Origin of the sequence: Acinetobacter sp. WU_MDCI_Abxd143, from assembly GCF_025514195.1 — a bacterium.
Classification (GTDB): domain Bacteria; phylum Pseudomonadota; class Gammaproteobacteria; order Pseudomonadales; family Moraxellaceae; genus Acinetobacter; species Acinetobacter pittii_H.
On record NZ_JAHPTH010000003.1, the window covers coordinates 187,890 to 209,311 of the forward strand.

At 37.3% G+C, this 21,422-nt stretch carries 17 protein-coding genes and 1 pseudogene; 8 read left to right on the forward strand and 10 right to left on the reverse strand.

Annotation, left to right across the window (positions count from 1 at the left end; translation table 11 throughout):
- Positions 1-11: 11 nt before the first annotated feature.
- The 3 genes from KTI79_RS08920 to KTI79_RS08930 are packed head-to-tail and all read right to left on the reverse strand — an operon-like array spanning position 12 to position 5,681.
- On the reverse strand, positions 12-2,051 hold the full coding sequence (locus KTI79_RS08920; RefSeq protein WP_079284164.1) for a M3 family metallopeptidase: 2,040 nt from the start codon (positions 2,049-2,051) through the stop codon (positions 12-14).
- Positions 2,052-3,875, reverse strand: coding sequence for an ABC transporter substrate-binding protein (locus tag KTI79_RS08925; RefSeq protein WP_079284163.1), 1,824 nt, complete (start codon positions 3,873-3,875; stop codon positions 2,052-2,054).
- A gap of 15 nt (positions 3,876-3,890) precedes the next feature.
- Positions 3,891-5,681, reverse strand: a complete 1,791-nt coding sequence (locus KTI79_RS08930; RefSeq protein WP_079284162.1) for an ABC transporter substrate-binding protein — start codon at positions 5,679-5,681, stop codon at positions 3,891-3,893.
- Positions 5,682-5,840: 159 nt separating this feature from the next.
- On the opposite strand from KTI79_RS08930, the pseudogene KTI79_RS08935 reads away from it, so the two are divergent.
- The 6 genes and pseudogenes from KTI79_RS08935 to KTI79_RS08960 form a co-directional block, all read left to right on the forward strand.
- Positions 5,841-5,936, forward strand: a pseudogene (locus tag KTI79_RS08935) (hypothetical protein); the annotation flags it as partial.
- Between the two features lie 520 nt (positions 5,937-6,456).
- Positions 6,457-9,144 (forward strand): TonB-dependent receptor, encoded by a 2,688-nt coding sequence (locus KTI79_RS08940; RefSeq protein WP_199937068.1) that lies wholly within the window; start codon positions 6,457-6,459, stop codon positions 9,142-9,144.
- A gap of 109 nt (positions 9,145-9,253) precedes the next feature.
- On the forward strand, positions 9,254-9,964 hold the full coding sequence (locus tag KTI79_RS08945) for an energy transducer TonB (protein ID WP_032053819.1): 711 nt from the start codon (positions 9,254-9,256) through the stop codon (positions 9,962-9,964).
- A gap of 41 nt (positions 9,965-10,005) precedes the next feature.
- Complete coding sequence (locus KTI79_RS08950) at positions 10,006-10,887, forward strand: MotA/TolQ/ExbB proton channel family protein (protein WP_086375782.1); 882 nt, start codon at positions 10,006-10,008, stop codon at positions 10,885-10,887.
- Positions 10,888-10,902: 15 nt separating this feature from the next.
- Positions 10,903-11,325, forward strand: a complete 423-nt coding sequence (locus tag KTI79_RS08955) for an ExbD/TolR family protein (protein WP_032053817.1) — start codon at positions 10,903-10,905, stop codon at positions 11,323-11,325.
- A gap of 19 nt (positions 11,326-11,344) precedes the next feature.
- Positions 11,345-11,758: an ExbD/TolR family protein gene (locus tag KTI79_RS08960; RefSeq protein ID WP_086375781.1), complete on the forward strand. Its 414-nt coding sequence runs from the start codon at positions 11,345-11,347 to the stop codon at positions 11,756-11,758.
- A 67-nt stretch (positions 11,759-11,825) separates the two neighbouring features.
- Here the strand turns inward: KTI79_RS08960 and KTI79_RS08965 are convergent, their stop codons facing one another.
- From KTI79_RS08965 to KTI79_RS08980, 4 genes are all read right to left on the reverse strand, one after another.
- The gene (locus KTI79_RS08965; RefSeq protein WP_032053815.1) at positions 11,826-12,275 is read right to left on the reverse strand and encodes a GNAT family N-acetyltransferase; all 450 of its coding nucleotides are present in this window, start codon (positions 12,273-12,275) and stop codon (positions 11,826-11,828) included.
- A 101-nt stretch (positions 12,276-12,376) separates the two neighbouring features.
- Positions 12,377-14,542 carry a malate synthase G gene (locus KTI79_RS08970; RefSeq protein ID WP_032053814.1) on the reverse strand — a complete coding sequence of 722 codons (2,166 nt, stop codon included), beginning with the start codon at positions 14,540-14,542 and terminating at the stop codon, positions 12,377-12,379.
- A gap of 368 nt (positions 14,543-14,910) precedes the next feature.
- Entirely contained in the window at positions 14,911-16,053 is a 1,143-nt protein-coding gene (gene zapE, locus KTI79_RS08975; RefSeq protein ID WP_032053813.1) for a cell division protein ZapE, read from the reverse strand.
- Positions 16,054-16,130: 77 nt separating this feature from the next.
- Positions 16,131-17,153: an AraC family transcriptional regulator gene (locus tag KTI79_RS08980; RefSeq protein WP_032053812.1), complete on the reverse strand. Its 1,023-nt coding sequence runs from the start codon at positions 17,151-17,153 to the stop codon at positions 16,131-16,133.
- Between the two features lie 121 nt (positions 17,154-17,274).
- Between KTI79_RS08980 and KTI79_RS08985 the strand changes: the two genes are divergently transcribed.
- Together KTI79_RS08985 and KTI79_RS08990 are read left to right on the forward strand one after the other, a co-directional pair.
- The gene (locus KTI79_RS08985) at positions 17,275-18,822 is read left to right on the forward strand and encodes a flavin-containing monooxygenase (protein ID WP_079284160.1); all 1,548 of its coding nucleotides are present in this window, start codon (positions 17,275-17,277) and stop codon (positions 18,820-18,822) included.
- Positions 18,823-18,868: 46 nt separating this feature from the next.
- Entirely contained in the window at positions 18,869-19,780 is a 912-nt protein-coding gene (locus KTI79_RS08990; protein WP_032053810.1) for a lysine exporter LysO family protein, read from the forward strand.
- On the opposite strand, the gene pyrF is transcribed toward KTI79_RS08990, so the two are convergent.
- From pyrF to KTI79_RS09005, 3 genes are all read right to left on the reverse strand, one after another.
- Positions 19,777-20,475, reverse strand: coding sequence for an orotidine-5'-phosphate decarboxylase (gene pyrF / locus KTI79_RS08995; RefSeq protein WP_086375780.1), 699 nt, complete (start codon positions 20,473-20,475; stop codon positions 19,777-19,779). The two genes, KTI79_RS08990 and pyrF, sit on opposite strands and share 4 nt — an antisense overlap.
- 180 nt (positions 20,476-20,655) lie before the next feature.
- Complete coding sequence (locus tag KTI79_RS09000; RefSeq protein WP_016141186.1) at positions 20,656-21,021, reverse strand: lipopolysaccharide assembly protein LapA domain-containing protein; 366 nt, start codon at positions 21,019-21,021, stop codon at positions 20,656-20,658.
- A 25-nt stretch (positions 21,022-21,046) separates the two neighbouring features.
- The gene (locus KTI79_RS09005; protein ID WP_002121337.1) at positions 21,047-21,349 is read right to left on the reverse strand and encodes an integration host factor subunit beta; all 303 of its coding nucleotides are present in this window, start codon (positions 21,347-21,349) and stop codon (positions 21,047-21,049) included.
- Between the last annotated feature and the right edge of the window lie 73 nt (positions 21,350-21,422).

The following is a 21,422-nucleotide window of genomic DNA, read 5'->3' on the forward strand; positions in this document are numbered from 1 at the left end:
GTGATAATTCCTTATTTAACCCGTTGTCCGGTAATTTCGTTAAAGAATGCTTTATTGTCAGGATCACGACCGAGGAAATCTTTAACTAATTCAGCTGCTGGTTTTTGGCTACCTTGCGATAAGATCGTTTGACGGTAACGTTGCCCTACTTGTGGGTTATTAAGGTTGTCCCCATAAGCAGAAAGCATGTCTAAAGCTAGAATCTCAGACCACATATAGCCGTAATAACCTGCTTGATAACCGCCCATCAAATGCCCAAACTGCCCCGGAAATTCGGTTGTTGGTACATAACCTAAAGCTGTAGCAGCTTCCATTTTTTGCCAATTTTCTAAAGGTTTTACTTTTAATGCATCAGCAGTATGCAATGACATATCGTACTGTGCATAAAGGGTCTGACGCGCATAACGCAAGCCACGACCATAGTTATGTACAGCTTTTAAACGGGCAATTAACTCATCGTCAACACGTGGGCAGGCTGGATCGCAATAATCGGCCACTTTAGATAAGGTTTCTTTACGGCGTGCCCACTCTTCATACATTTGAGATGGTGCCTCTACGAAATCACGCTCTACAGATGTTCCTGACTGACTGGCATAACGTGTATTTGATAAAATGCCATGTAAAGCGTGACCAAACTCATGAACAAAAGTTTCAAGCTCATCACTATTTAACCCTTTACGATTAAAGTTCGTGACTAGGGCTGAAACTGGTAAGCGGTTTGTTAATGTACTTCCACCATATACTCCCCAAACGGCGGCATGGCCATACTTCCCTTCACGAGGGAATTTATCCATATATAAGCCACCAAGAAGCTTTCCTGTTTTTTTGTCAACCACATCGTAATATTCAACTTCATCCTGCCATGCTTTAACTTTGACAGGTTTAAAATCAATACCATAAAGATCAGATGAAATAGCAAACAACCATTTTTGAGCAGCTAAAGTGGGGAAATAATCACGAAGTTTTTCCTGATCAATCTGATATTTATTCTTACGAAGCTTTTCACTCCAGTAAGCTTCACTCCAACGTGTGATCTCGGTTTTTTCCAATGGGGTTTTTAAGGTTTGTGCTTTAAATTCACGGAGTTCTTCTACTTCTTTACGTTCAAGTGGCGCTACTGTTTTTTGGACTTCTGCTAAAAATTGATTTACAGCCTCAGGCGTTTTAGCCATACGGTCTTTTAAAACCCAATCTGCATAACTTGCTTTTCCAAATAACTGAGCAAGCTCATAACGCAAATCAATTGCCTGTTTAAGTAGTTTTAAATTTTGTTCAGTACCCCGTCGCGTAAAGGCAATTTGGTATCTTTTTCGAGCATCATCATTATCTGCCAACTCCATAAAAGGACGATACTCTGGATATTCAAAACCTAATAAATAATTGCCTTTAGCATTTTTCTTTAATGCTGAAATATAACTTTGAGGCAGACCCTTCATCTCTTCAGGAGTAAACTCAAGTTTCTCCGGATTATCACGGACATTACGGGCATATTCTTGTTCTAGTTTGGTCAACTCATCCAGAATAGCTTTCATTCGTGCACGCTTTACTGGCTCAAGTTGAACACCTGTGTCTTCAAACTGATCTAGAATATCTTGACGATATTTTTGGTCTATCGGATCAGTAGCTTTTGTATTCTTAATGACGTTATATAATTTTGAATTTTGAAATATATCAGTATGAAACTGATTAATTTTGATTTCACAGTCTTCTGCTGCTTTACGTAACTTTGCATCTGGGTCTACGTTACTATATAGACTTATAGGACCTGAGAAATCTTCAAAATGCGCAAAAATTTTATCCCACTTTGCCAATATAGGTGCCGGTGCCGCTGCTGCATTATCTTTAACAGGCGTTTTTTCAAAATTTGATATCTCTTTCTGAATCTTTTTTAAATTCGCATCACACCATGCTGGAAGTTGTTGTGCTTTAAGTAATGGCAAAGTAGGACGTGTTGTCTCTGCCGTTGCAAATTGACTTACACCCATGGTCAACACACATAAGGTTGTAATTTTCAGTGCATTATTTTTCATCGTATCTCCAATTTTTTTCATTTAATGATTAGATTTAGTATTTGTATCAATATCGAAATACATCCACTCTGCATGTAAAATTGGATGCTTCTTATATCCAATGATTTTTGGTTGAGCCAGCATATTCCGGTAGCGTGCATAAGAGATTTGGACAGGCATATACACTTCTAACAACCGTGTCATTTTTCGATAAAGTGCATCTCTCTCAGCACCTGTTTGCACTTGTTGCGTTTGGCGATACAACTGATCAAACTCTGGAATAGAGCCACAAGACCAGTTCGTCATATGTGTATTAGGTCCATAAAAATTCTGCATAAAATTATCCCCATCTGGATAATCGGCTATCCAAGCAGAAGACCCAAACATCCCTTCACATTGTTTTTGTGCACGGATAAGATCTGCAAAAAGCATAGGTTTAAAGACCATACGGATATTCAAACTATCAAAATTTTTCTTCCAGAGTTCAGCGCTTTGCTGCCCAATACTGTCACTACGCGCCATATATTCAATGACAAGTGGTTTTCCGTCTGGTTGCGTACGCCAACCTGAGGCATCTTTTTTATAGTGATATCGATCTAATAGTAAATTTGCTGCTTTCACTGAATATGGGGTACTGGTTCTGTATTGAGGATCATTACCCACTACCCCTGGTGGAATTGGAAAATGTAGACGCTGTGCATCATCATTTCTTACTAGTTTAATTTCTTGATCTATCGAACGAGACATCGCAATCGCACGGCGTAAAGCAATTTTTTCTTTACTCATTCCGCCAACGACTGGATTTTTAAGATTCCAATAAATATAGCTAATTTCGGGGTCAACAATGCGAGATAACTGCACACCTTCTTTAGCAAGTTCAGGTCTTAATTTACCGTCTTTAACCGCTTTTGCGACCAGTTGGCCTTCAAGCTGAAATATATCAACCTCACCACGCTGAAATGCTAGCCACCGCGATTGGTTTTCTTCCATCACCTGAATATCAATTGTGCCGATTTGAGGCATTTTTTTACCTTTAAGTCGCTTCACAATTGCCTGATCTTCAGGGCTGCTGGCAGTAAAGTTCCAAGTAAAGCCGCGATAATCAGGATTCGCTTTTAAAACAATACGCGATGCTGGTACCCACTTGCTCAGCACATAAGGGCCTGTACCTACAGGGTGGCCCATTACATAACCAGCTTTGTCTTTATACTTTTCGATGACTTCACGTGCCACCGCACCTGTCGGGTCATGGGCCAGTAATAAAGGAAAGTTATAGTCTGGTTTAACTAAACGAATCATCAAAGTGTATTTATCAGGTGTTTGTAAACCACTTACCTTTTGATCATAGTTAAATTTTCCGGACTTATTGGCTGCTTTGACTAACGCATCCATACCTTCAATTTTGTTTTCTAATAGCCAGCTATTTGGAGAGCGCAGATTCGGGTCCAATAAACGCTTAAAAGAATACGCATAATCATTGGCTATTAATTCTCTAGGTTTGCCTTTAAAAACAGGGTCTGGCGTAAAATAAATTCCCTTTTTAATGCGAATGGTATAGGTCAAACCATCAGCACTGACTTCTGGCATAGCAGTTGCTATTTGCGGAATAAGTTTTGCCGGCCTTGCTAAATAATCATAGGTATATAGAGTTTCAAATATCGATGTGGTTACATGTGCAGAATATAAATCATGGATATAAGCCGGGTCGAAACCTGTCTCAGCTGTTGGGAATACATAACGTAAAACTTTATTCGGATCAGCTGGGCTTTTCGCAAAAATACTTGTAGATCCCGTTAAGGCCATACTAGCGAATAGCAAGTTGATACTACAGTGCTTGAGCTTTTGTTTTAAATTTTCAGTCATCATGATCTTTATCTAAAATTATTTTTTAATAGGAGTAATATCAAGATATTGCCAGTTTGTATTCATCATAGGATGGGGTTTAAAACCCTGAACTTGTGGCCGTACTAACCAGTTACGAATACGGGTTACATGAACAATCCATGGGTTATCAGCTTCAATCTGGCGATTGAGCTTTTCATAATATGGTAGACGTTGTTGTGGTGGTAAATGAATGGTCTGAGTATAAAGAGCATCATATGTTTTAGACTGATAACAAGCATGGTTTCCCTGTCCAGCATTTGGTCCATAAAGCAACTGTGCAAAATTATCTCCTTCAGGATAGTCAGCAATCCATGCCCCACTCCAAATCATATATTTACATTGAGTTGCGGCTTTTAAGTTATCTGCAAAATTACTCACCTTAAAGTCAGCTCGAATGCCAATCGCATCTAAATTCTTTTTCCAAAGTTCAGAGTGGATAACTGATGCTGAGCTATTTTCTGTATTGATTTTTAAAATTAAAGGTTTCCCGTTTGGCTGAGTTCTATAACCATCAGCACCTTTTTTATAACCATAATAATCAAGTAGTTTATTTGCTAGCAGCGGGTTGTACGCTAGGCTACTTTTATATTTCGGGTTATAGCCATTTACACCATCAGGTATAAACATTTCAGCCCGAACAGCTTGCCCTTTATAAGCCTGTTTTATACTTTCTTTTTGGTTATACGACAAAGTAATTGCTCTACGAAGAGCTATCTTTTCTGGACTAAAACCACCAATGACCGGATCACGCATGTTCATCATGGTATAGGTAATCTCGGGATCTTTATTTGGATAGTGTTTAATTCCCCTTTTCTTGAAAGAGGCTTTGAGTTGATTTCCGTCTAAGGCTTGAGGAACGGCATCTGCTGTAAGTTTGTCAAAATCTAATTGTCCCGACTGAAAAGCTAACCATCTTGACTGTTGTTCTTCAATAATACTGACCACCACCTTTCCAATTTGTGGCATTTTCTTTCCAGACATTTGCTTAACAAGCTGATTATCCCAAGGTGTTCCTGTTGATTTAAAATTCCAAACGAAACCACGATAATCAGGATTGGCAACTAACTCGACCTTACTTCTTGGTACATATTTACTTAACATGTAAGGGCCTGTACCTACGGGATGCATACCAATACGGTCGCCGTAATAATCAACAACCTCTTTAGCAACTCCACCAAAAGTAATATAGGCAAGAATATAAGGAAAATTATAATCTTGGCGAGTTAAGGTAAATTGTAGAGTATATCGATCAAGTGCTTTGACCCCAGCAATGGGCGCAGCATAATCAAATTTTCCAGTTTTCTTTGCTTGGACTACAACCGTATCGGCACCTAGTAACTTACCATCAATGAATGAAACAGACGGTGCTCTATTTTTCGGGTCTAAAATACGTTTAATTGTATAAACATAGTCTTCAGCTACTAGCTCACGGCGTTTACCTTTAAAAGCGGGATCATTGGTAAAATAGATACTTGGCTTAATTTTAAAAGTATAAACTTTACCGTCTTGTTCCACTTTAGGCAGACTCTCTACTGTATAGGGAGCTAACTGTAATGGACGTGCCAGATAGTCATATTTGAGTAAAGGCTCAAAAATTGCCTCAGCAATATTAGCACTATAGAAATTGGTAGTTTTAACCATATCGAAGCCATCATCTGGAGCTTCATAGGCAACATGCAAAATTTTATTTGGTTGCGCTGGCGTAATTGCGTAAGCACAAGGAATTGATGTAATAGCCAGACTTAAAATGGCGAGCTTAAAAAATTTTAATTTCAAGTTCATACCCACGTAATTAGTTTTTTTAAAAGATATTATCCTTTTGAGTAACATCTAAATCTGCATAAGAAAAGTTCTTTTTCAACAGATAGGCCTATTTAGGTTTTAAAATTCACTTTCCTTTATCATCTTTTTATTTGATCAAATGGAAAAATAAACTCAAATACCTAGAGTTTTATAACTATTGAATATAAAGCGAATTTCATGCCATTTATTAATATCCATCTTAAAATATTTAAAAATATTAAAAATTCATATTTTTATTAGATACTTAAAAACGTTTGAACTATATAAATAAAAGTAACTTTTTGCCAAATATTATAATCATATAAGTTAATCATCTTACACCTTAAATGCACAAATAAAATACATTAAAAATTAATTATGATCCACATTAGAACCAGCTTACTTTACACATGATTTTTAAATAATTTATTGATTAATAATTAAATTATAACTAAACCACTTAACTATAAATATTATATCATTACCTATTGAAAAGCTCTAAAACGATACATTTTTATTTAATAAGCATGTGAAGAGTCCAGTAATGTATATTTTTTATACAAATAAATTTGAAACTTTTCGCCACCATCAAAAATTTTTCCAAATGGAAAATTTATTTTTATCTCAAAAATGCTAAAGCATCCTACCCAAACATAATAAAATCAATATATATCAATATTTTGCATAAACTAAAAAAAGAAAAATATATAGTTGGCACTTGCTTTGCTTAAAAACTTTCCAGCAATATCGCTAACGACAACAAAAAGGGATCAAATCCACGATGAAAAAAAAATACAATGTTCGATCTCAGGCAACCCCCAAGATTGGCAAAACAATTCTTAAATTAAGCACCCTTAGTTTAAGTATGATGTGTCTTACCCTGGCACAGGCAGCAGAAACTGAACAATCAAGTACTGATGAAAAACCAACAAAAGTCGTAAAAGTTGCCGTTACAGGTTCTTCAATCAAAGGAGTTGCAGCACAAAGTGCTTCCCCCATTACCATCGTAAAAGTTGATGAAATCTTAAAACAAGGGGTAACAACAACAGAGGAGGCATTAGCAAAGATCAGTGCAAACCAATCAAACTTTGTGACTGCAAGTAATGTAGGCGCAAGTAAGACGGTGGGTTCAGCAGCGAACCTTAGAGCCTTAGGTGCCAATAAGACACTTGTTTTACTTAATGGCCGTCGATTGGCTGCAAACGCCTATGACAGTGGCGTTACCAACTTAAATATTATTCCACTCGCAATGTTAGACCGTATTGAGGTTTTACGAGATGGTGCCTCTTCCATTTATGGCACTGATGCAATTGGCGGGGTAATTAACTTCATTACCAAAAAACAGTTTACAGGACTTAATCTGACTGCTGGCTATCAAAAACCAGAACAAAAAGGCGGTGAGCAACAAGACTACAGTATCTTTGGCGGCTTCGGTGATTTAGACGAAAATGGCTATAACGTTTTTGGTGTCATAGACTATCGCAAAGGCGATGATGTCATGGCCAAAGACCGTAAAGTTAGTCGACGTGGAGGCATATTACCTGAATTAGGAATACATAAAACTAGTAGTGGTTCATTCCCTGCCAATGTACCTGGATTAGGTAATCCCTATGCATCTACAGGTTGTGGTAATAACCCTCTAGTAGAGACTGATGGTCAAATTTGTAAATATAACAGCCAAGCAGTAATTGGTATTGTTCCAAAGACAGAAGACATCTCAGCTATGGGCCGAGCTACATTTAAACTGAACGATAACTTTAATGCGATTGCAGAATATTTATATGCAAGAAATGAAGTTACAACGTCAGTCGCACCAGATGTATTTTTTGATCTGACGCTTGATCCTAGTAGTAAATATTATCCAGGTAAAGGTATTACTCCAGCTTTAGCAGGCGCTACTGGAACTATCCCTCTATATCTGCGTTCACAATCAGGTAATCGTATAAGTAATAGTATTAATCAATCACATAGAATATTTGCTGGTATTGAGGGTGAAACTCATGGTTGGGACATTAACTCCGGCGTTACCTATGCTCATAGTAGTGCATCGGATGCAGTAGTAAGTGGCTATTTAAACTTTGACAAAACACAAGAAGCTTTAAACAATGGTATTTTAAATCCATTCGGACCGCAAAGTCCTGAAGATGCCAATGTATGGAACCAGTTAGGTGTTGAAGGTAAATATTTAAAAGCCAATCTAGATACAACTACAGTCGATTTCACTGCAAGTAGACCTATATTTAAATTACCCGCAGGAGATGTGGCTTTTGCAGTTGGAGCAAGCTATCGTTATGAAGATTGGACTTCAAAAGTCGTTACTGATGTTGCCCGAGTTGCACCTAGTACAGGTGTCGATCCTGATGAGCCAGTAAATACTGGCGATCGTAATATTAAATCGGTATTTACCGAATTTCATATCCCCCTTCATAAAACTTTAGAAGCTCAAATCGCTGCTCGTTATGATGACTACAACGATTTTGGCGATACGTTTAATCCAAAATTTGCACTTCGTTGGGAACCTATTAAACAGTTAATGTTCCGTACGACTTATAGTACGGGCTTCAGAGCTCCAACACTTTGGGAAGTGAATGGACCAAACTCCGTAACCAATACGGGTGGATACTATTATGATCCCGTACTCTGCCCAGGGAATGTCTTAAAACCAGGTGGTGTAAGAGAACGTGATTGTAATATGCAATTTGATAGACAAAATGGGGGAAATAAAAGTCTTGATCCGGAAGAGTCAAAGTCTTTTACTGCTGGTTTAGTATTTGAACCAATTAAAAATTTAGCCTTCACTCTCGATTACTTCAATATCGAAGTCGACAAGCAAATTGCTACGCTTTCAGAAACTGCTATTTTTGATGACCCTGTGAAATATGCAGACAAATTTGTACGTAATCCAGATGGCTCATTAGATTATATTATTACAACACAACAAAATTTAGGTGGAATTAAAACATCTGGTTTCGATGTGGGCTTAAGTTGGGTTTCTCCAATGACTGCTACAGGTCGTTTTGGTTTCAATATTGATGGAACATATATTACGGATTACAAATATCAAGCCGAGCAAAATGGTGAATGGAAAAGTGTTGCAGGCACTTATAGCGGTCTAGACTACCAAGCTATTATTCTTCGCTGGAAACATACTGCAAACCTAAATTGGAATTATGAGAATTGGGCTTTAAACCTACAACAAAATTTTTCACGCGGTTATGAGGATCAAAATTCAAGTTCTTCTGTTAAGGCAGGCTATCGAAATCACAAAGTGAGCGACTATACAACCTATAATATTTCAGGCACATACAAAGGCTTTAAAAATCTAGAAGTTACAGCGGGCATTAAGAATATCTTTGATGAAGACCCTCCTGCTTCAAATGTTGGTGACAACTTCCAAATGGGATATGACCCACGTTACGCGGATCCTTTAGGACGTACTTACTTTGTACGAGGTACATATAAGTTCTAAATGGTTGTTCTGCAAACATGCCTTTAAACATTGTGTTTGCAGAACAAATACTCATTCTTAGCCAAACAGTCATTTTAAAAATTGTTTGTCTACAGTTTCAGGAGTAACTATGGGCATGACTTTTACAGACATAGAAAATAAATCTGCCAAACGCCTAATTGGTATTGCTGCAGTCATTTTCCTGCATCTTCTTGTTGCCTATATTCTGATGTCAGGTTTAGCAAAAAATATTCAAAAACCAGCAGAAAAACCTGTGGAATTACAAATTATTCAGGATATTAAGCCGCCTCCTCCACCAAAACCAGAGGAGCCAAAACCTAAGGAAAAACCGCCTGAGCCACCTAAAATGGTAGAAAAAGTTGCCAAGGTTCCTGAGCCAGTGAAACAGGTCGAAAAAGTGACGCCTGTACAAAAAACGACACCGGTGGCTCAACCAACTAAAGTGGCTACCCCAGCTCCTGCTACACCTAGTACCCCATCACCAAGCCCTGTTGCCGCACCTGCTCCAGTGGCTGCTGCGCCAGCACCCAAACCAGCTGGTGTAAGTCGTGGTGTCTCAGAGGGTTCTGCTGGTTGTGAAAAACCAGAATATCCACGCGAAGCACTTATGAATGAAGAACAAGGGACAGTGCGTATACGTGTTCTGGTTGATACATCCGGCAAAGTTATTGATGCCAAAGTAAAAAAATCGAGTGGCAGCAAAATTTTAGATAAGGCTGCAACTAAAGCTTACAGCTTATGTACGTTCAAACCAGCAATGAAAGATGGTGTACCTCAACAAGATTGGTATGAAATTGAATATCCATTTGTAATTGAATAAACATTTGAATTAGCAAGAAATTAAAAAATATTGGAGATAAAATGATGAAAAAATCAACTCAACCTTTAGTTCGTTTCGCTTCTGCAAGTCTAATCGCAGCTTGCTCGTTACTTCCATTAAGCTCAGTTTTCGCAGAAGAAGCAAGCAATACTCCTGTGGCCACAGCAACTACTGAAGCTACTTCAAATACAAGTACTCCAACTCCGCCACCAAAGCCTGCAACAAGTGAAACTGTTAAAAACCCTTATGGCCTAGAAGCCCTTTGGCGCGAAGGTGATTTAGTTGCTAAGTCTACCTTATTTATATTAGTACTCATGTCGATTGGAACTTGGTACATCATCATCTCTAAACTATTGCAGCAAGGTAAAGTCAAACGCCAAGGCAAAGAAGCTGAAAAACACTTCTGGGAAGCTACCTCCCTTGATAATGCTGCAGAAGGTTTAGAACAAAGTAGCGCTTATCGCTTTATTGCAGAAAAAGGCATTAATTCAACTAAATCACATGGCGGTTCTTTACTTGAACGAATCGATTTTAATACATGGGTGAGCATTTCAATTCAACGCGCAATTGAGAAAATACAAAATCATTTAGGCGGTGGTTTAGCCTTTTTAGCAACGGTAGGTTCTACTGCACCATTTGTCGGTCTTTTTGGTACTGTATGGGGAATTTATCACGCATTAACAGCCATCGGTATCTCAGGTCAAGCGTCTATCGATAAAGTTGCAGGCCCCGTTGGTGAAGCTCTGATTATGACAGCGATTGGTCTTGCAGTCGCAGTACCTGCTGTACTTGGTTACAACTGGCTTACTCGCCGCAATAAAGCAGTTATGGAAAATGTCCGTTCATTTGGTTCAGATTTACACGCGGTTTTATTAAGTGGAGAAATTAATACCAATAATTCAGTTAATCGCAGTATTAAATAATCAGGAGCAAACATTATGGGTATGAGTGTTGGTTCTGAAGATGATGATGAAATGATTGGCACAATTAACACGACACCTCTGGTTGATGTCATGTTGGTTTTACTTATTATTTTTCTTATTACTATTCCGGTAGTCACACATACGGTTCCAGTGAAACTACCAGAAGAAAAAAATACGCCGTACGCAACCACGCCTGAAAATATTCAACTGTCAGTAAATAAAAAAGGCGATATTTTCTGGAACGAAAGTTATGTGCCTAGTAAAGAGATATTACTGGCAAAACTTCAAGTAGTTGCACAAAAACGACCTCAGCCAGAAGTTCATATTCGGGGTGATCAGCTTACCCATTTTGAAGCGATAGATCAGGTCATTAGTACGACCAAAGAAGCTGGTATTGGCAAAATTGCTTTTGTTACTACCCCTCCAGCCTCCCCGTAATTAACTTAAGGAGAATTTTATGGGTATGAATGTCGGTTCAAATAATGATGATGATGTGATGTTAGAAGTCAACATGACACCTCTTATTGATGTCATGTTGGTACTCATTATTATGTTTATTATTACTATACCTGCACCAAACAACGCGATTAATATTAATTTGCCAAATGGCACACCGCCACCAACAAATGAAAAGCCACCTGAAGTGATTGATGTAAGAATTGATACGGTAGGCAAAGTATTTTGGAATAACCAAGAGGTTTCTGACCGAAAGGCGCTAGAGACTTTATTTCAAGGTGTTGTTGCTAAAAAAGATCAAGACCAGATCAAACTCAAACCAGACCAGATGGCTGAATATAAGAATGTAGCGATGGTCATGGCCACTGCACAACGTTTAGGTGTCACTAAAATTGGAATTGTGAGCAGTAACTAATATTGCTTTTCAATATATTTAACTCTATTAACTCCTGCGCTAACTTGAATCTTCAGTTAGCGTTTTTTTAATTAGAAATATTCAACTCTAAAATAATATCTCCACACTCATCATATTCTCCAGTTTCTCGGAAACCCATTTTTTTATAAAGTTTTCCAGCCACATAGTTGAATGATTTATACATCGTTCTAATTCGTTTAGCTCCTTTTGCAGCCATTTCATCAATTGCTATTTGCAATGCCTTAGTACCATAACCTTTGACTTGATTATCTTTGCCAATCATCAAACGAAATAACCAAAATAATGTCTTATCAGGTGGATCAATTTCGACGCAATACATTAGGAACCCAACAACTTCATCATTAAAACAGATCACTCTTGGACAGTAATGTTCTTCCACTTTAGACTCAGCAATAGAATATACATTTGATGCAACATAGTCCTTTTGAGATTCATCCAACGACAACTTTGCACATTGAATCCAATTCTCACGATTAAGATTTTTTAAGTTAATCAATCTCAAAACCTTTTAACTATAAGTCTGCATTTTATAATGCACAAAATATACCGAAAATAAAAAAAGCCTCCGAAGAGGCTTTTTTTCAAAACAGGATGAAATTAATCACCTGTATAACCTTTTAACTTCAAACGAGCAGCATGAAGTAACGGCTCAGTGTAACCAGAAGGCTGTTCACAACCTTTGAAGATAAGATCAGAAGCTGCTTGGAAAGCAATATTTGTTTCAAAGTTAGCTGCCATTGGTTTATACAATGGGTCATTCGCATTTTGCTCATCAACAATTTTGGCCATGCGTTTAAGCACTTCTTCAACTTGTTCACGAGTCACAATACCGTGACGTAACCAGTTAGCAACATGTTGAGAAGAAATACGTAATGTTGCACGGTCTTCCATTAAGCCCACGTTGTTAATATCAGGAACTTTCGAACAACCTACACCTAAGTCAACCCAACGAACAACATAACCTAAGATACCTTGGCAGTTGTTTTCAAGTTCATTGTTAATCTCTTCTGCTGACCAGTTTGTATCAGGTGCAAATGGAGGGGTTAACAAGTCATCTAATGACAACATTTCTTCAGCTTTTAACTGATCTTGACGTGCTTTTACATTCACTTGATGGTAATGCATCGCGTGAAGTACAGCGCCAGTTGGAGATGGAACCCAAGCACATGAAGCACCAGCATTTGGATGTGCAGCTTTAGTCGCTAACATATCTTTCATGCTATCTGGTTTTGGCCACATGCCTTTACCAATCTGTGCTTTACCTTGTAAACCACATTTCAAGCCAATTGCGACGTTACGGTTTTCGTAAGCAGCAATCCATTTTTGTGTTTTAACAGCTTCTTTACGAACTACTGGCGCAGCTTCCATAGAAGTATGGATTTCGTCACCCGTACGGTCCATAAAGCCAGTATTAATAAAGATCGTACGGTCTTTAGCAGCAGCGATACAGTTTTTCAAGTTTACAGATGTACGGCGCTCTTCATCCATAATACCGATTTTTAACGATTTAGGTGGTAATCCAATCGCCTGTTCAGCACGTTCAAATAACTCTACGGCAAATGCAACTTCTTCTGGACCATGCATTTTTGGCTTAACAATATACATAGACCCTTTACGAGAGTTCTTATTTTCGTTTGTACTACGGATATCAGCAATTGATAACAATGGAGTTACCAATGCATCCATAATACCTTCAAAAATTTCTTCGCCGTCTACCAAAATAGCTGGGTTAGTCATTAAGTGACCTACGTTACGAAGTAACATAAGTGAACGACCATGAAGTTTTGTTGTACCACCAATTAAGTTTTTAATTTCGCGATCTTTATTGAGATCACGAATAATCGTTTTACCGTTCTTTTCGATAGATTCTTGAAGTGTACCCTTCATTAAACCTAACCAGTTACGGTAACCTTCAACTTTTTCTTCTGCATCCACAGCCGCAACAGAGTCTTCCAAATCTTGAATTGTGGTTACTGCCGCTTCAAATGTTAAATCTTTAACACCCGCTGGATCAGTTTGTCCAATTGGGCTATTTGCATCAATTTCGATAATGACATGAAGACCATTACTTAAAAGTACAACTTCTGAAGGATTTGCTTCTTCACCATTGAAACCAACAAACTGAGCTTCATGAGCTAAACCTGTTTTTGAACCATCTTTCAAAGTTACAACGAGTTTATTTTGCTCAATTGCATATTTTGTTGCATCTGCATGTGAACCTTGAGCAAGCGGGAAAACTCCATTTAAGAAATTCTTAGCGAACTCAATAACTTTTGCACCGCGAACAGGGTTATATCCTTTACCCTTTTCAGCTCCACCTTCTTCAGAAATTACATCGAAGCCGTAAAGTGCATCATACAAAGAACCCCAACGGGCATTTGCTGCATTTAAGCAATAACGTGCATTACGTACAGGTACAACTAACTGTGGTCCTGCCAATAACGCAATTTCTTCATCTACATTTTCAGTAGTAATTTGAAAATCTTCAACCTCTGGTAATAAATAACCAATTTCAGTTAAGAACGCTTTATAAGCACCTAATTCAAATTTATTGTTACGGTGCCATTCATCAATTTTTGCTTGTAATTCATTACGCTTAGCCAATAACGCTTTATTTTTTGGGCTAAGATCGACAACAACTTGCTCAAAGTTCTTCCAGTAAGTTTCACTATCTAAACCAGAACCTGGTAAAGCTTCATTTTCGATAAAATCGTAAAGTTCTTTAGCAATCGCTAACTTGCCTTTTTGAATACGTGCAGTCATTGTCTTTCCTGAAGTTGCTACTTTTTATACCAAGAGAATCCTAGTATACCGATTTAAATTAAGCTGAATACTAATATCACATTCCTAAATAGTAAGCATTTTCCCTTGCAAAACTATTGACAAAGATAAATTTTTCTATATAGGAAATATTAAAATTCTAACTAGGATTCCCATCAATTTATTCAATATTTAAAGATACTGAAACTAGACTTTTTGTTAACATACAAAAAGTTTCACTATCTTGTTTTTCTAAAGCGTATTTAGTTATATCAAACTTTGCTCCGTGAAAAAGCACTATTTAACTAAATTTATCTATTTTTGTTGTAAAAAAAGCGCTCTATCTAGAGCGCTTTTCATATCTACTTTACTTAAGAGGTTTTAGTAGCATCAATATGTCGGTGTTCAGAATGTAAATATTCATCAGACTGCATTTCTAACAAACGTGAACGCGTACGTTCAATTTCAAATGCTAATTTTTCACCTTGATAAATATCAATAATACTATCTTGAGACGTTAAAAGTAATTTCACACCTCGATCATAGAATTCATCAACTAGATAAATAAAACGTCGAGTACCTTCTGATAAGAAATCTGTCAAATGAGGAACATTACTCACTAGAACCGTATTATAAATATTCGCAATTTCAATAAAATCTGCTGGGCTACGTGGTTTAAAACAGAGTTCAGAGAATTCACACCACAACACATCTTCTGTATGTCCCAGCGTCTCAACCACACGATTATTAATCACAATCGGCTCTTTAGAATGAGCTTGGGTGTGAGTTAATGCATTAAAGCGCTCTGACATCCAATTTTGTGCTTCATTACTTAATGGTGATTTAAATAATTGAGCCTGTTTTAGTACACGCAAACGATAGTCCACACCCGCATCTACATTTAAAACAGCACAGTTCTTTTTAACCATTTCAATTGTTGGTAAGAAGCGATCACGATGAATACCGTTTTTATATAAGCCATCTGGTGCAATGTTTGATGTTGCAATTAACGTCACACCGCGGACAAATAATTTTTGGAATAAATCACTCAAGATCATTGCATCTGTTACGTTTGAGACAAAGAATTCATCAAAACAGATAACAACAGCATCTTTATAAATTTGGTCAGCTACAATTTCAAGCGGATTACGTTGGCCTGAAAGCTTATTTAGCTCTTTATGAACATGTTGCATGAAATGATGAAAATGCATACGTGTTTTACGGCGAAATGGTACAGACTCGTAAAATTGATCCATCAGCCAAGTTTTTCCACGACCTACTCCGCCCCACATATATACACCCTTAGGTGAAGTTTGGCGACGAAAACGACGGAAAGCTTTTTTAGAGGCTTTATAACGGTTTAAAAGCTCCTTCCATACGCGATCTAATTCTTGCACTGCCTGTGCTTGCGCTTCATCTGCCATAAATTGGCCTGAAGCTAAAGCCTCAGCATAGCGTTCTGCTGGGGAAGAAGGAGTGAATGCAGTACTATGAGAAGATTTTAAATTTAACATATCGTTTTATTTCAATTTTAACTGATGAGAGTATAGCGAACATTTTGTTCAACCACATTAGCTTTTAGCATCAAGAGTTACGACGATGACTCTTTTGCATATTGTCGAGGACTCTGCCCAAACCATCGTTTAAAAGCATGATTAAATGCCGCTGGTTCAGAATAGCCGAGTAATTCGGCAACAACCTCTATTGAGTATTCCCTATATTCCATAAGCTTCAATGCCTTATTCTTGATAATTTGTTCACGAATTTGCTTATAACTCGTATTTAGCTGTTGCAGTTGATGCCTTAATGTCCTTTCAGGCATTTTCAATGCAAAAGCCGTTTCTGCCATGCTCGGGATAATTCCTTGTTGCAACTCAAGATAATCTTGCACACATTGTATGATATGTGGAGTTTGATGATCTTGTTGATTTAATCTTGTTATTTCTGCAATACATTTTGATTCATAAATACGATGTGTAATGATATCGGCAGAAGGAATCTTGATTTCAAGTACATCCTTACTTAGGCTAAACGCCGCATATTTACCATTAAAATGCACATCTTCGCCATAATATGCAAAATAGCGTGACAAAGTATCTAAATCAGTAGGTTTTTCGAATGGAAGTTCTATACGCATCGTAGGCATTTGTAATCCCATCATCGTATAAATATCTTGAATAAACTTATAAGTCCCCGAGACTTCGCATTGTGCCCGTAACTGACCAATTTCAGTTTTCAAATCAACAGGCAAATAATTTAGAATGGTGCGCTCATCAGTTTCGTATAAAGCTAAGCTACCAAATAAGTGCGTAAGCTTTTGATATTTTATACCTTTATTTAAAGCAGTATGAATATCATGACTTGTGACAAGCAGCATAAGCAATGGGCCGTAACCCGCTAAAGCATAATGCTGTCCAATAAATAAACCCTTTTCAGGCTCTACATTTTTACTAATTATTTGTTGAATGTCCCATTCAAGGCGATCATGAATTGTGGAACTCGGGTCTAAAGCATCGACTTTAATACCTATATCGGCCAAACGTGAGTCGACATCAATGCCAGCATTGCGCATTCCTTGAATTAAATAGATTAAACCAAGTATCGACCGTTTCATTCTTCTATCAATTTCCCTAGACTGAAATGTTTTACTATAAAGAAGCAAGAAAATTAATTGCCTAATCTATCAATTTTCACGTCGATACAATCATGTTTAAACTGATTAAAAAACGTTAGTCTTGCGTGCAATCCTCTTTTCAGCTTATGCAGGGTTTCCAATGCTAAACACAAAGCAAGATGCTATTCAAAAAACTAAAATCGCTATTATTGGTGCTGGCTTTGGTGGCCTAGCTATGGCAATCCGTTTACTACAAAATCAACAGCACGACTTTGTTGTTTTAGAAAAATCAAACGATGTCGGTGGAACTTGGCGAGAAAATCGTTATCCAGGTGCAGCATGTGATGTTCAATCTCATATGTATTCATTATCTTTTGCACCAAAAACAGATTGGACAAAACGCTATGCTGAAGGGCCAGAAATTTTTGAATATATTCAGAGTATTACAGAAAAATATAAAATTAAAAATTACTGTAAATTTAAGCACGACGTAACTCATGTCCAATATGATGAAACACGTCATGTCTGGACTCTAGATTTTAAGGACCAACCTTCTATAGAAGCTCAATTTGTAGTTTTTGCCTCAGGCCCCCTACACATCCCACAAATTCCTCCTATCAAAGGGATTGAAAAATTCAAAGGAAAAGTATTTCATTCCTCAAAATGGGAACATGACTATGACTTAAACGGAAAGTCAGTCGCATCTATTGGTACGGGCGGCAGTGCAATCCAATATATTCCTGAAATAGCTAAAGATGTTAAACAGCTCTATGTATTTCAAAGAACGGCCGCATGGGTCATACCACGAGATGAGCGCAAATATTCAAGTTTAAGTAAAGCATTATTCAAATCTTCAAATATTTATCGCCAAATTCATCGTAGTCGCCTTTACTGGAGTAATGAATCTCGCGTTGTACCCATTGTCCAACCTCAAATCATGAAGTATGGCCAAAAATTGGCAGAAGCATTCATCCGTTTTCAAGTTAAAGATAAAGAGTTAGCAAAAAAACTCACACCTGACTTCGTTATGGGCTGTAAACGTATTCTTATCTCAAATAAATACTTTCCTACCTTTAATCGAAAAAATGTTGAGTTAGTCACTGATGGCATTCAAGAGATTAAAGAAAACAGTATTATCACTAAAGATGGTAAAGAACGTCCTATTGATTGTTTAATTTACGGTACAGGTTTTATTACTGACCCACGTATTTATTTAAAACATTTTACCTGTATTGGACGCAATCAAATCGAGCTAAAACAAGCTTGGAAAGATGGTGCAGAAAGTTATTATGGAATAATGACCAAGAATTTTCCTAACCTATTCCAACTCGTCGGGCCAAATACTGTTTTAGGACATAATTCGATTATTTTTATGATTGAATCTCAAGTAAATTATATTTTACAGCTTACTCAACTTGTAGAAAAATCTGGTCAAAAAGCAATCGAGATCAAACCGGAAGTTCAAGATGCTTTTAATAAACGTGTTCAAAAGCAGCTTCAAGGAACTGTATGGCAAGCTGGTGGCTGTAGTAGCTGGTATCAATCTGCCGATGGAAAGAACTTTTCTCTATGGCCAACTTACACATGGAAGTATTGGTTAGAAACACGTAAAGTTAAGTCCAAAGATTACTTACTTTTAAATAAAAGCTCACAGAGCTATGCAGCTTAAAATGTTCAAGACATAATAGGTAGGTTGATAACAATCTATCTATTATATGCAATCTCTTTATCTCATTATTCAAATATTTTTAGCACTTGCTTCCGGTTATTTTTTAGCTCCAAAACTATCTCTAAATATCCGACACTTTATATTTAAAATACTTCCCTATTTTTCTTATATTCTCTTAGCGAGTGTAGCTTTAGAATTAACATTGGCCCTTGATCAAATCGAGAATCCTTCTGCCATACTCCCACCAGCGATTATCATTGCTCTTACCACGTCTTTTGGTTCGTTCTTTACGTGTTTATTTGCTTATACAATTTTTGATAAACAAAGCGTCAAAGGAAAAATCTCCCTACAACTTTTTGTAAATGCTTTAAAGAACATTGCGAAGGCTTTTTTTGCACTAGGTGTCGGTGTTTTATTCGGCGCTATCATTACTCAATTCACCTCACATATCGCATTTAATAGCTGGTATTTATTATTACTTTTTATTTTCTTAATTGGTATTGAACTTGCCTTTACCCACTTTAACCGCACTTGGTTAAGCTGGAAGATTTTAATTGTACCGTTAGCTGCTTTTATAGGGTCATGTATAGCGGGCTTTTTGAATTACTACTTACTTCACAAACATTTTACACTTAATGAAACTTTAGCTTTAGCACAAGGTTATGGCTGGTATTCAATGTCAGGGATTTTATTTACGCAATTACATTCGGCAGAACTAGGTGGAATTGCCTTATTAACTGACTTATTTAGGGAAATCGTTGCTATTTTTCTAATGTATACGATGGGATGGCGTTTTCCACGCCCTGCTATCTCAAGTGCTGGAGCAACCTCAATGGACGTTACCTTAGCCATGGTAAAACAGTCATGTGGTACACATTATGTACCACATGCCATGATGAGTGGCTTATTATTAAGCCTACTCGCGCCGTTATTAATTAGCTTATTTCTAAATTTTTAGGCAATTGAAGCCAGAATAGATTTCAACATTTCTGTTGGGTTTTCTGCTTTAGTAATCGGTCGACCAATAACCAGATGTGTAGAACCATCAAGCATAGCTTGCTTTGGAGTCACAATACGTTTTTGGTCGTCTGCATTAGAACCCTCTGGGCGAATTCCTGGTGTTACCAGAGAGAAGTCTTGCCCGATCAATTCACGAAGAATCTTAGCTTCTTGAGCAGAACAAACCACCCCATCCAAGCCACTTTCTTTAGTTAATTTAGCTAGACGCTTCACATGCTCTACAGGTTCAATATCTAAACCAATATCTTTTAAATCTTCACGGCCCATTGATGTGAGTACTGTCACAGCAATAAGTTGAGTTTGATAGTTACCTGCTTTTAAACGTTCAACACAGGTTTCCATCATTTTACGACCACCTGAAGCGTGAACATTTACCATCCATACGCCTAAATCAGCTGCCGCACAAACAGCTTGAGCTGTAGTATTAGGAATATCGTGAAATTTAAGGTCAAGGAAAACTTCAAAATTTTGTTCTTGCAGTTTTTTTACAATAGATGGGCCTTCATGAGTAAAAAGCTCTTTACCTACTTTTACACGGCATAAAGCAGGGTCAAGCTGTTCAACAATTTTTAAAGCGTCATATTGGCTTTTTGCATCTAACGCAACAATGATACTCAAGAGACTTTCTTCCATCATATAAAATCAGCGTTATTATAATAGACAAATCATGAAGGAATAAAGGAATGTAGAGGCTCGCTTTTCAAATTTAAAAGCGATAAGACTAAAAGAGTTTATATTTAGAAGAATAAAAGAAGAACAGATTAAATTAGGGAGATACTACTCTTTACTCATCAATAAAGAGTAGTACGGGGATTATAGCGGAGTAGAATTTTTATCTTGAGGATAAATATCTACAACGGTTTTTTCATGTCTTACATTTGCAGCTGCTTCTGCTGCTGCTAATTGAGCACTTTGGATTTGTTCTTTTCTTAAATGTTCAATATCTTTACGCAGGCGTTTAATTTCCCAACCTTTTTGGAATACTCTGAAAACCTGTACACCTAGTAAAAGACCGACCACTGTTCCTAGTACTAATGTGAGTAGCAATAATAAGCCTAAACGCATAGCAGGAACTTGAGTAAATAACAAATCAACAGAAAGCTCTGTTGGATTTTGCAAAACAAGTGCTAAAGAATAGCCAAATACAACAATAAGCAATGCAATTAAAATATAACGCATAGGCCCCCCGACTTATAAATTTTATTTATTTCCCAGATTCGTTTACAGCATCACGAAGGGCTTTTCCGGGTTTGAAATGTGGAACAGCTTTAGCTGCAACTTCAACTGATTTTCCTGTTTTAGGATTGCGACCAACTCTTGGATCACGGTGGTGTAAAGCAAAGCTACCAAAACCACGGATTTCAATTCGATTATCAGTTGATAGTGCTTCTATCATTTGATCAATCATAATTTTAACCGCCTCTTCCACCAAAGGTTCAGCTAAGTGTGGGTTTTTTAGCGCAATGCGTTCAATCAAATCAGACTTATTAAGAGCTTCAGTAGTCATCTACGACCTCGTTATTTATTGCTACTCTATGTCGTTCGATAATAACCTGTTTAAATACAAAACGGTAGCGCAG

Bases quoted from the DNA above. Each gene is read 5' to 3' on its own strand.
- KTI79_RS08920 (WP_079284164.1), bottom strand. From the start codon at position 2,051: ATGAAAAAAATTGGAGATACGATGAAAAATAATGCACTGAAAATTACA.
- KTI79_RS08925 (WP_079284163.1), bottom strand. From the start codon at position 3,875: ATGATGACTGAAAATTTAAAACAAAAGCTCAAGCACTGTAGTATCAAC.
- KTI79_RS08940 (WP_199937068.1), top strand. From the start codon at position 6,457: ATGAAAAAAAAATACAATGTTCGATCTCAGGCAACCCCCAAGATTGGC.
- KTI79_RS08945 (WP_032053819.1), top strand. From the start codon at position 9,254: ATGGGCATGACTTTTACAGACATAGAAAATAAATCTGCCAAACGCCTA.
- KTI79_RS08950 (WP_086375782.1), top strand. From the start codon at position 10,006: ATGATGAAAAAATCAACTCAACCTTTAGTTCGTTTCGCTTCTGCAAGT.
- KTI79_RS08955 (WP_032053817.1), top strand. From the start codon at position 10,903: ATGGGTATGAGTGTTGGTTCTGAAGATGATGATGAAATGATTGGCACA.
- KTI79_RS08960 (WP_086375781.1), top strand. From the start codon at position 11,345: ATGGGTATGAATGTCGGTTCAAATAATGATGATGATGTGATGTTAGAA.
- KTI79_RS08970 (WP_032053814.1), bottom strand. From the start codon at position 14,542: ATGACTGCACGTATTCAAAAAGGCAAGTTAGCGATTGCTAAAGAACTT.
- zapE (WP_032053813.1), bottom strand. From the start codon at position 16,053: ATGTTAAATTTAAAATCTTCTCATAGTACTGCATTCACTCCTTCTTCC.
- KTI79_RS08980 (WP_032053812.1), bottom strand. From the start codon at position 17,153: ATGAAACGGTCGATACTTGGTTTAATCTATTTAATTCAAGGAATGCGC.
- KTI79_RS08990 (WP_032053810.1), top strand. From the start codon at position 18,869: ATGCAATCTCTTTATCTCATTATTCAAATATTTTTAGCACTTGCTTCC.
- pyrF (WP_086375780.1), bottom strand. From the start codon at position 20,475: ATGGAAGAAAGTCTCTTGAGTATCATTGTTGCGTTAGATGCAAAAAGC.
- KTI79_RS09000 (WP_016141186.1), bottom strand. From the start codon at position 21,021: ATGCGTTATATTTTAATTGCATTGCTTATTGTTGTATTTGGCTATTCT.
- KTI79_RS09005 (WP_002121337.1), bottom strand. From the start codon at position 21,349: ATGACTACTGAAGCTCTTAATAAGTCTGATTTGATTGAACGCATTGCG.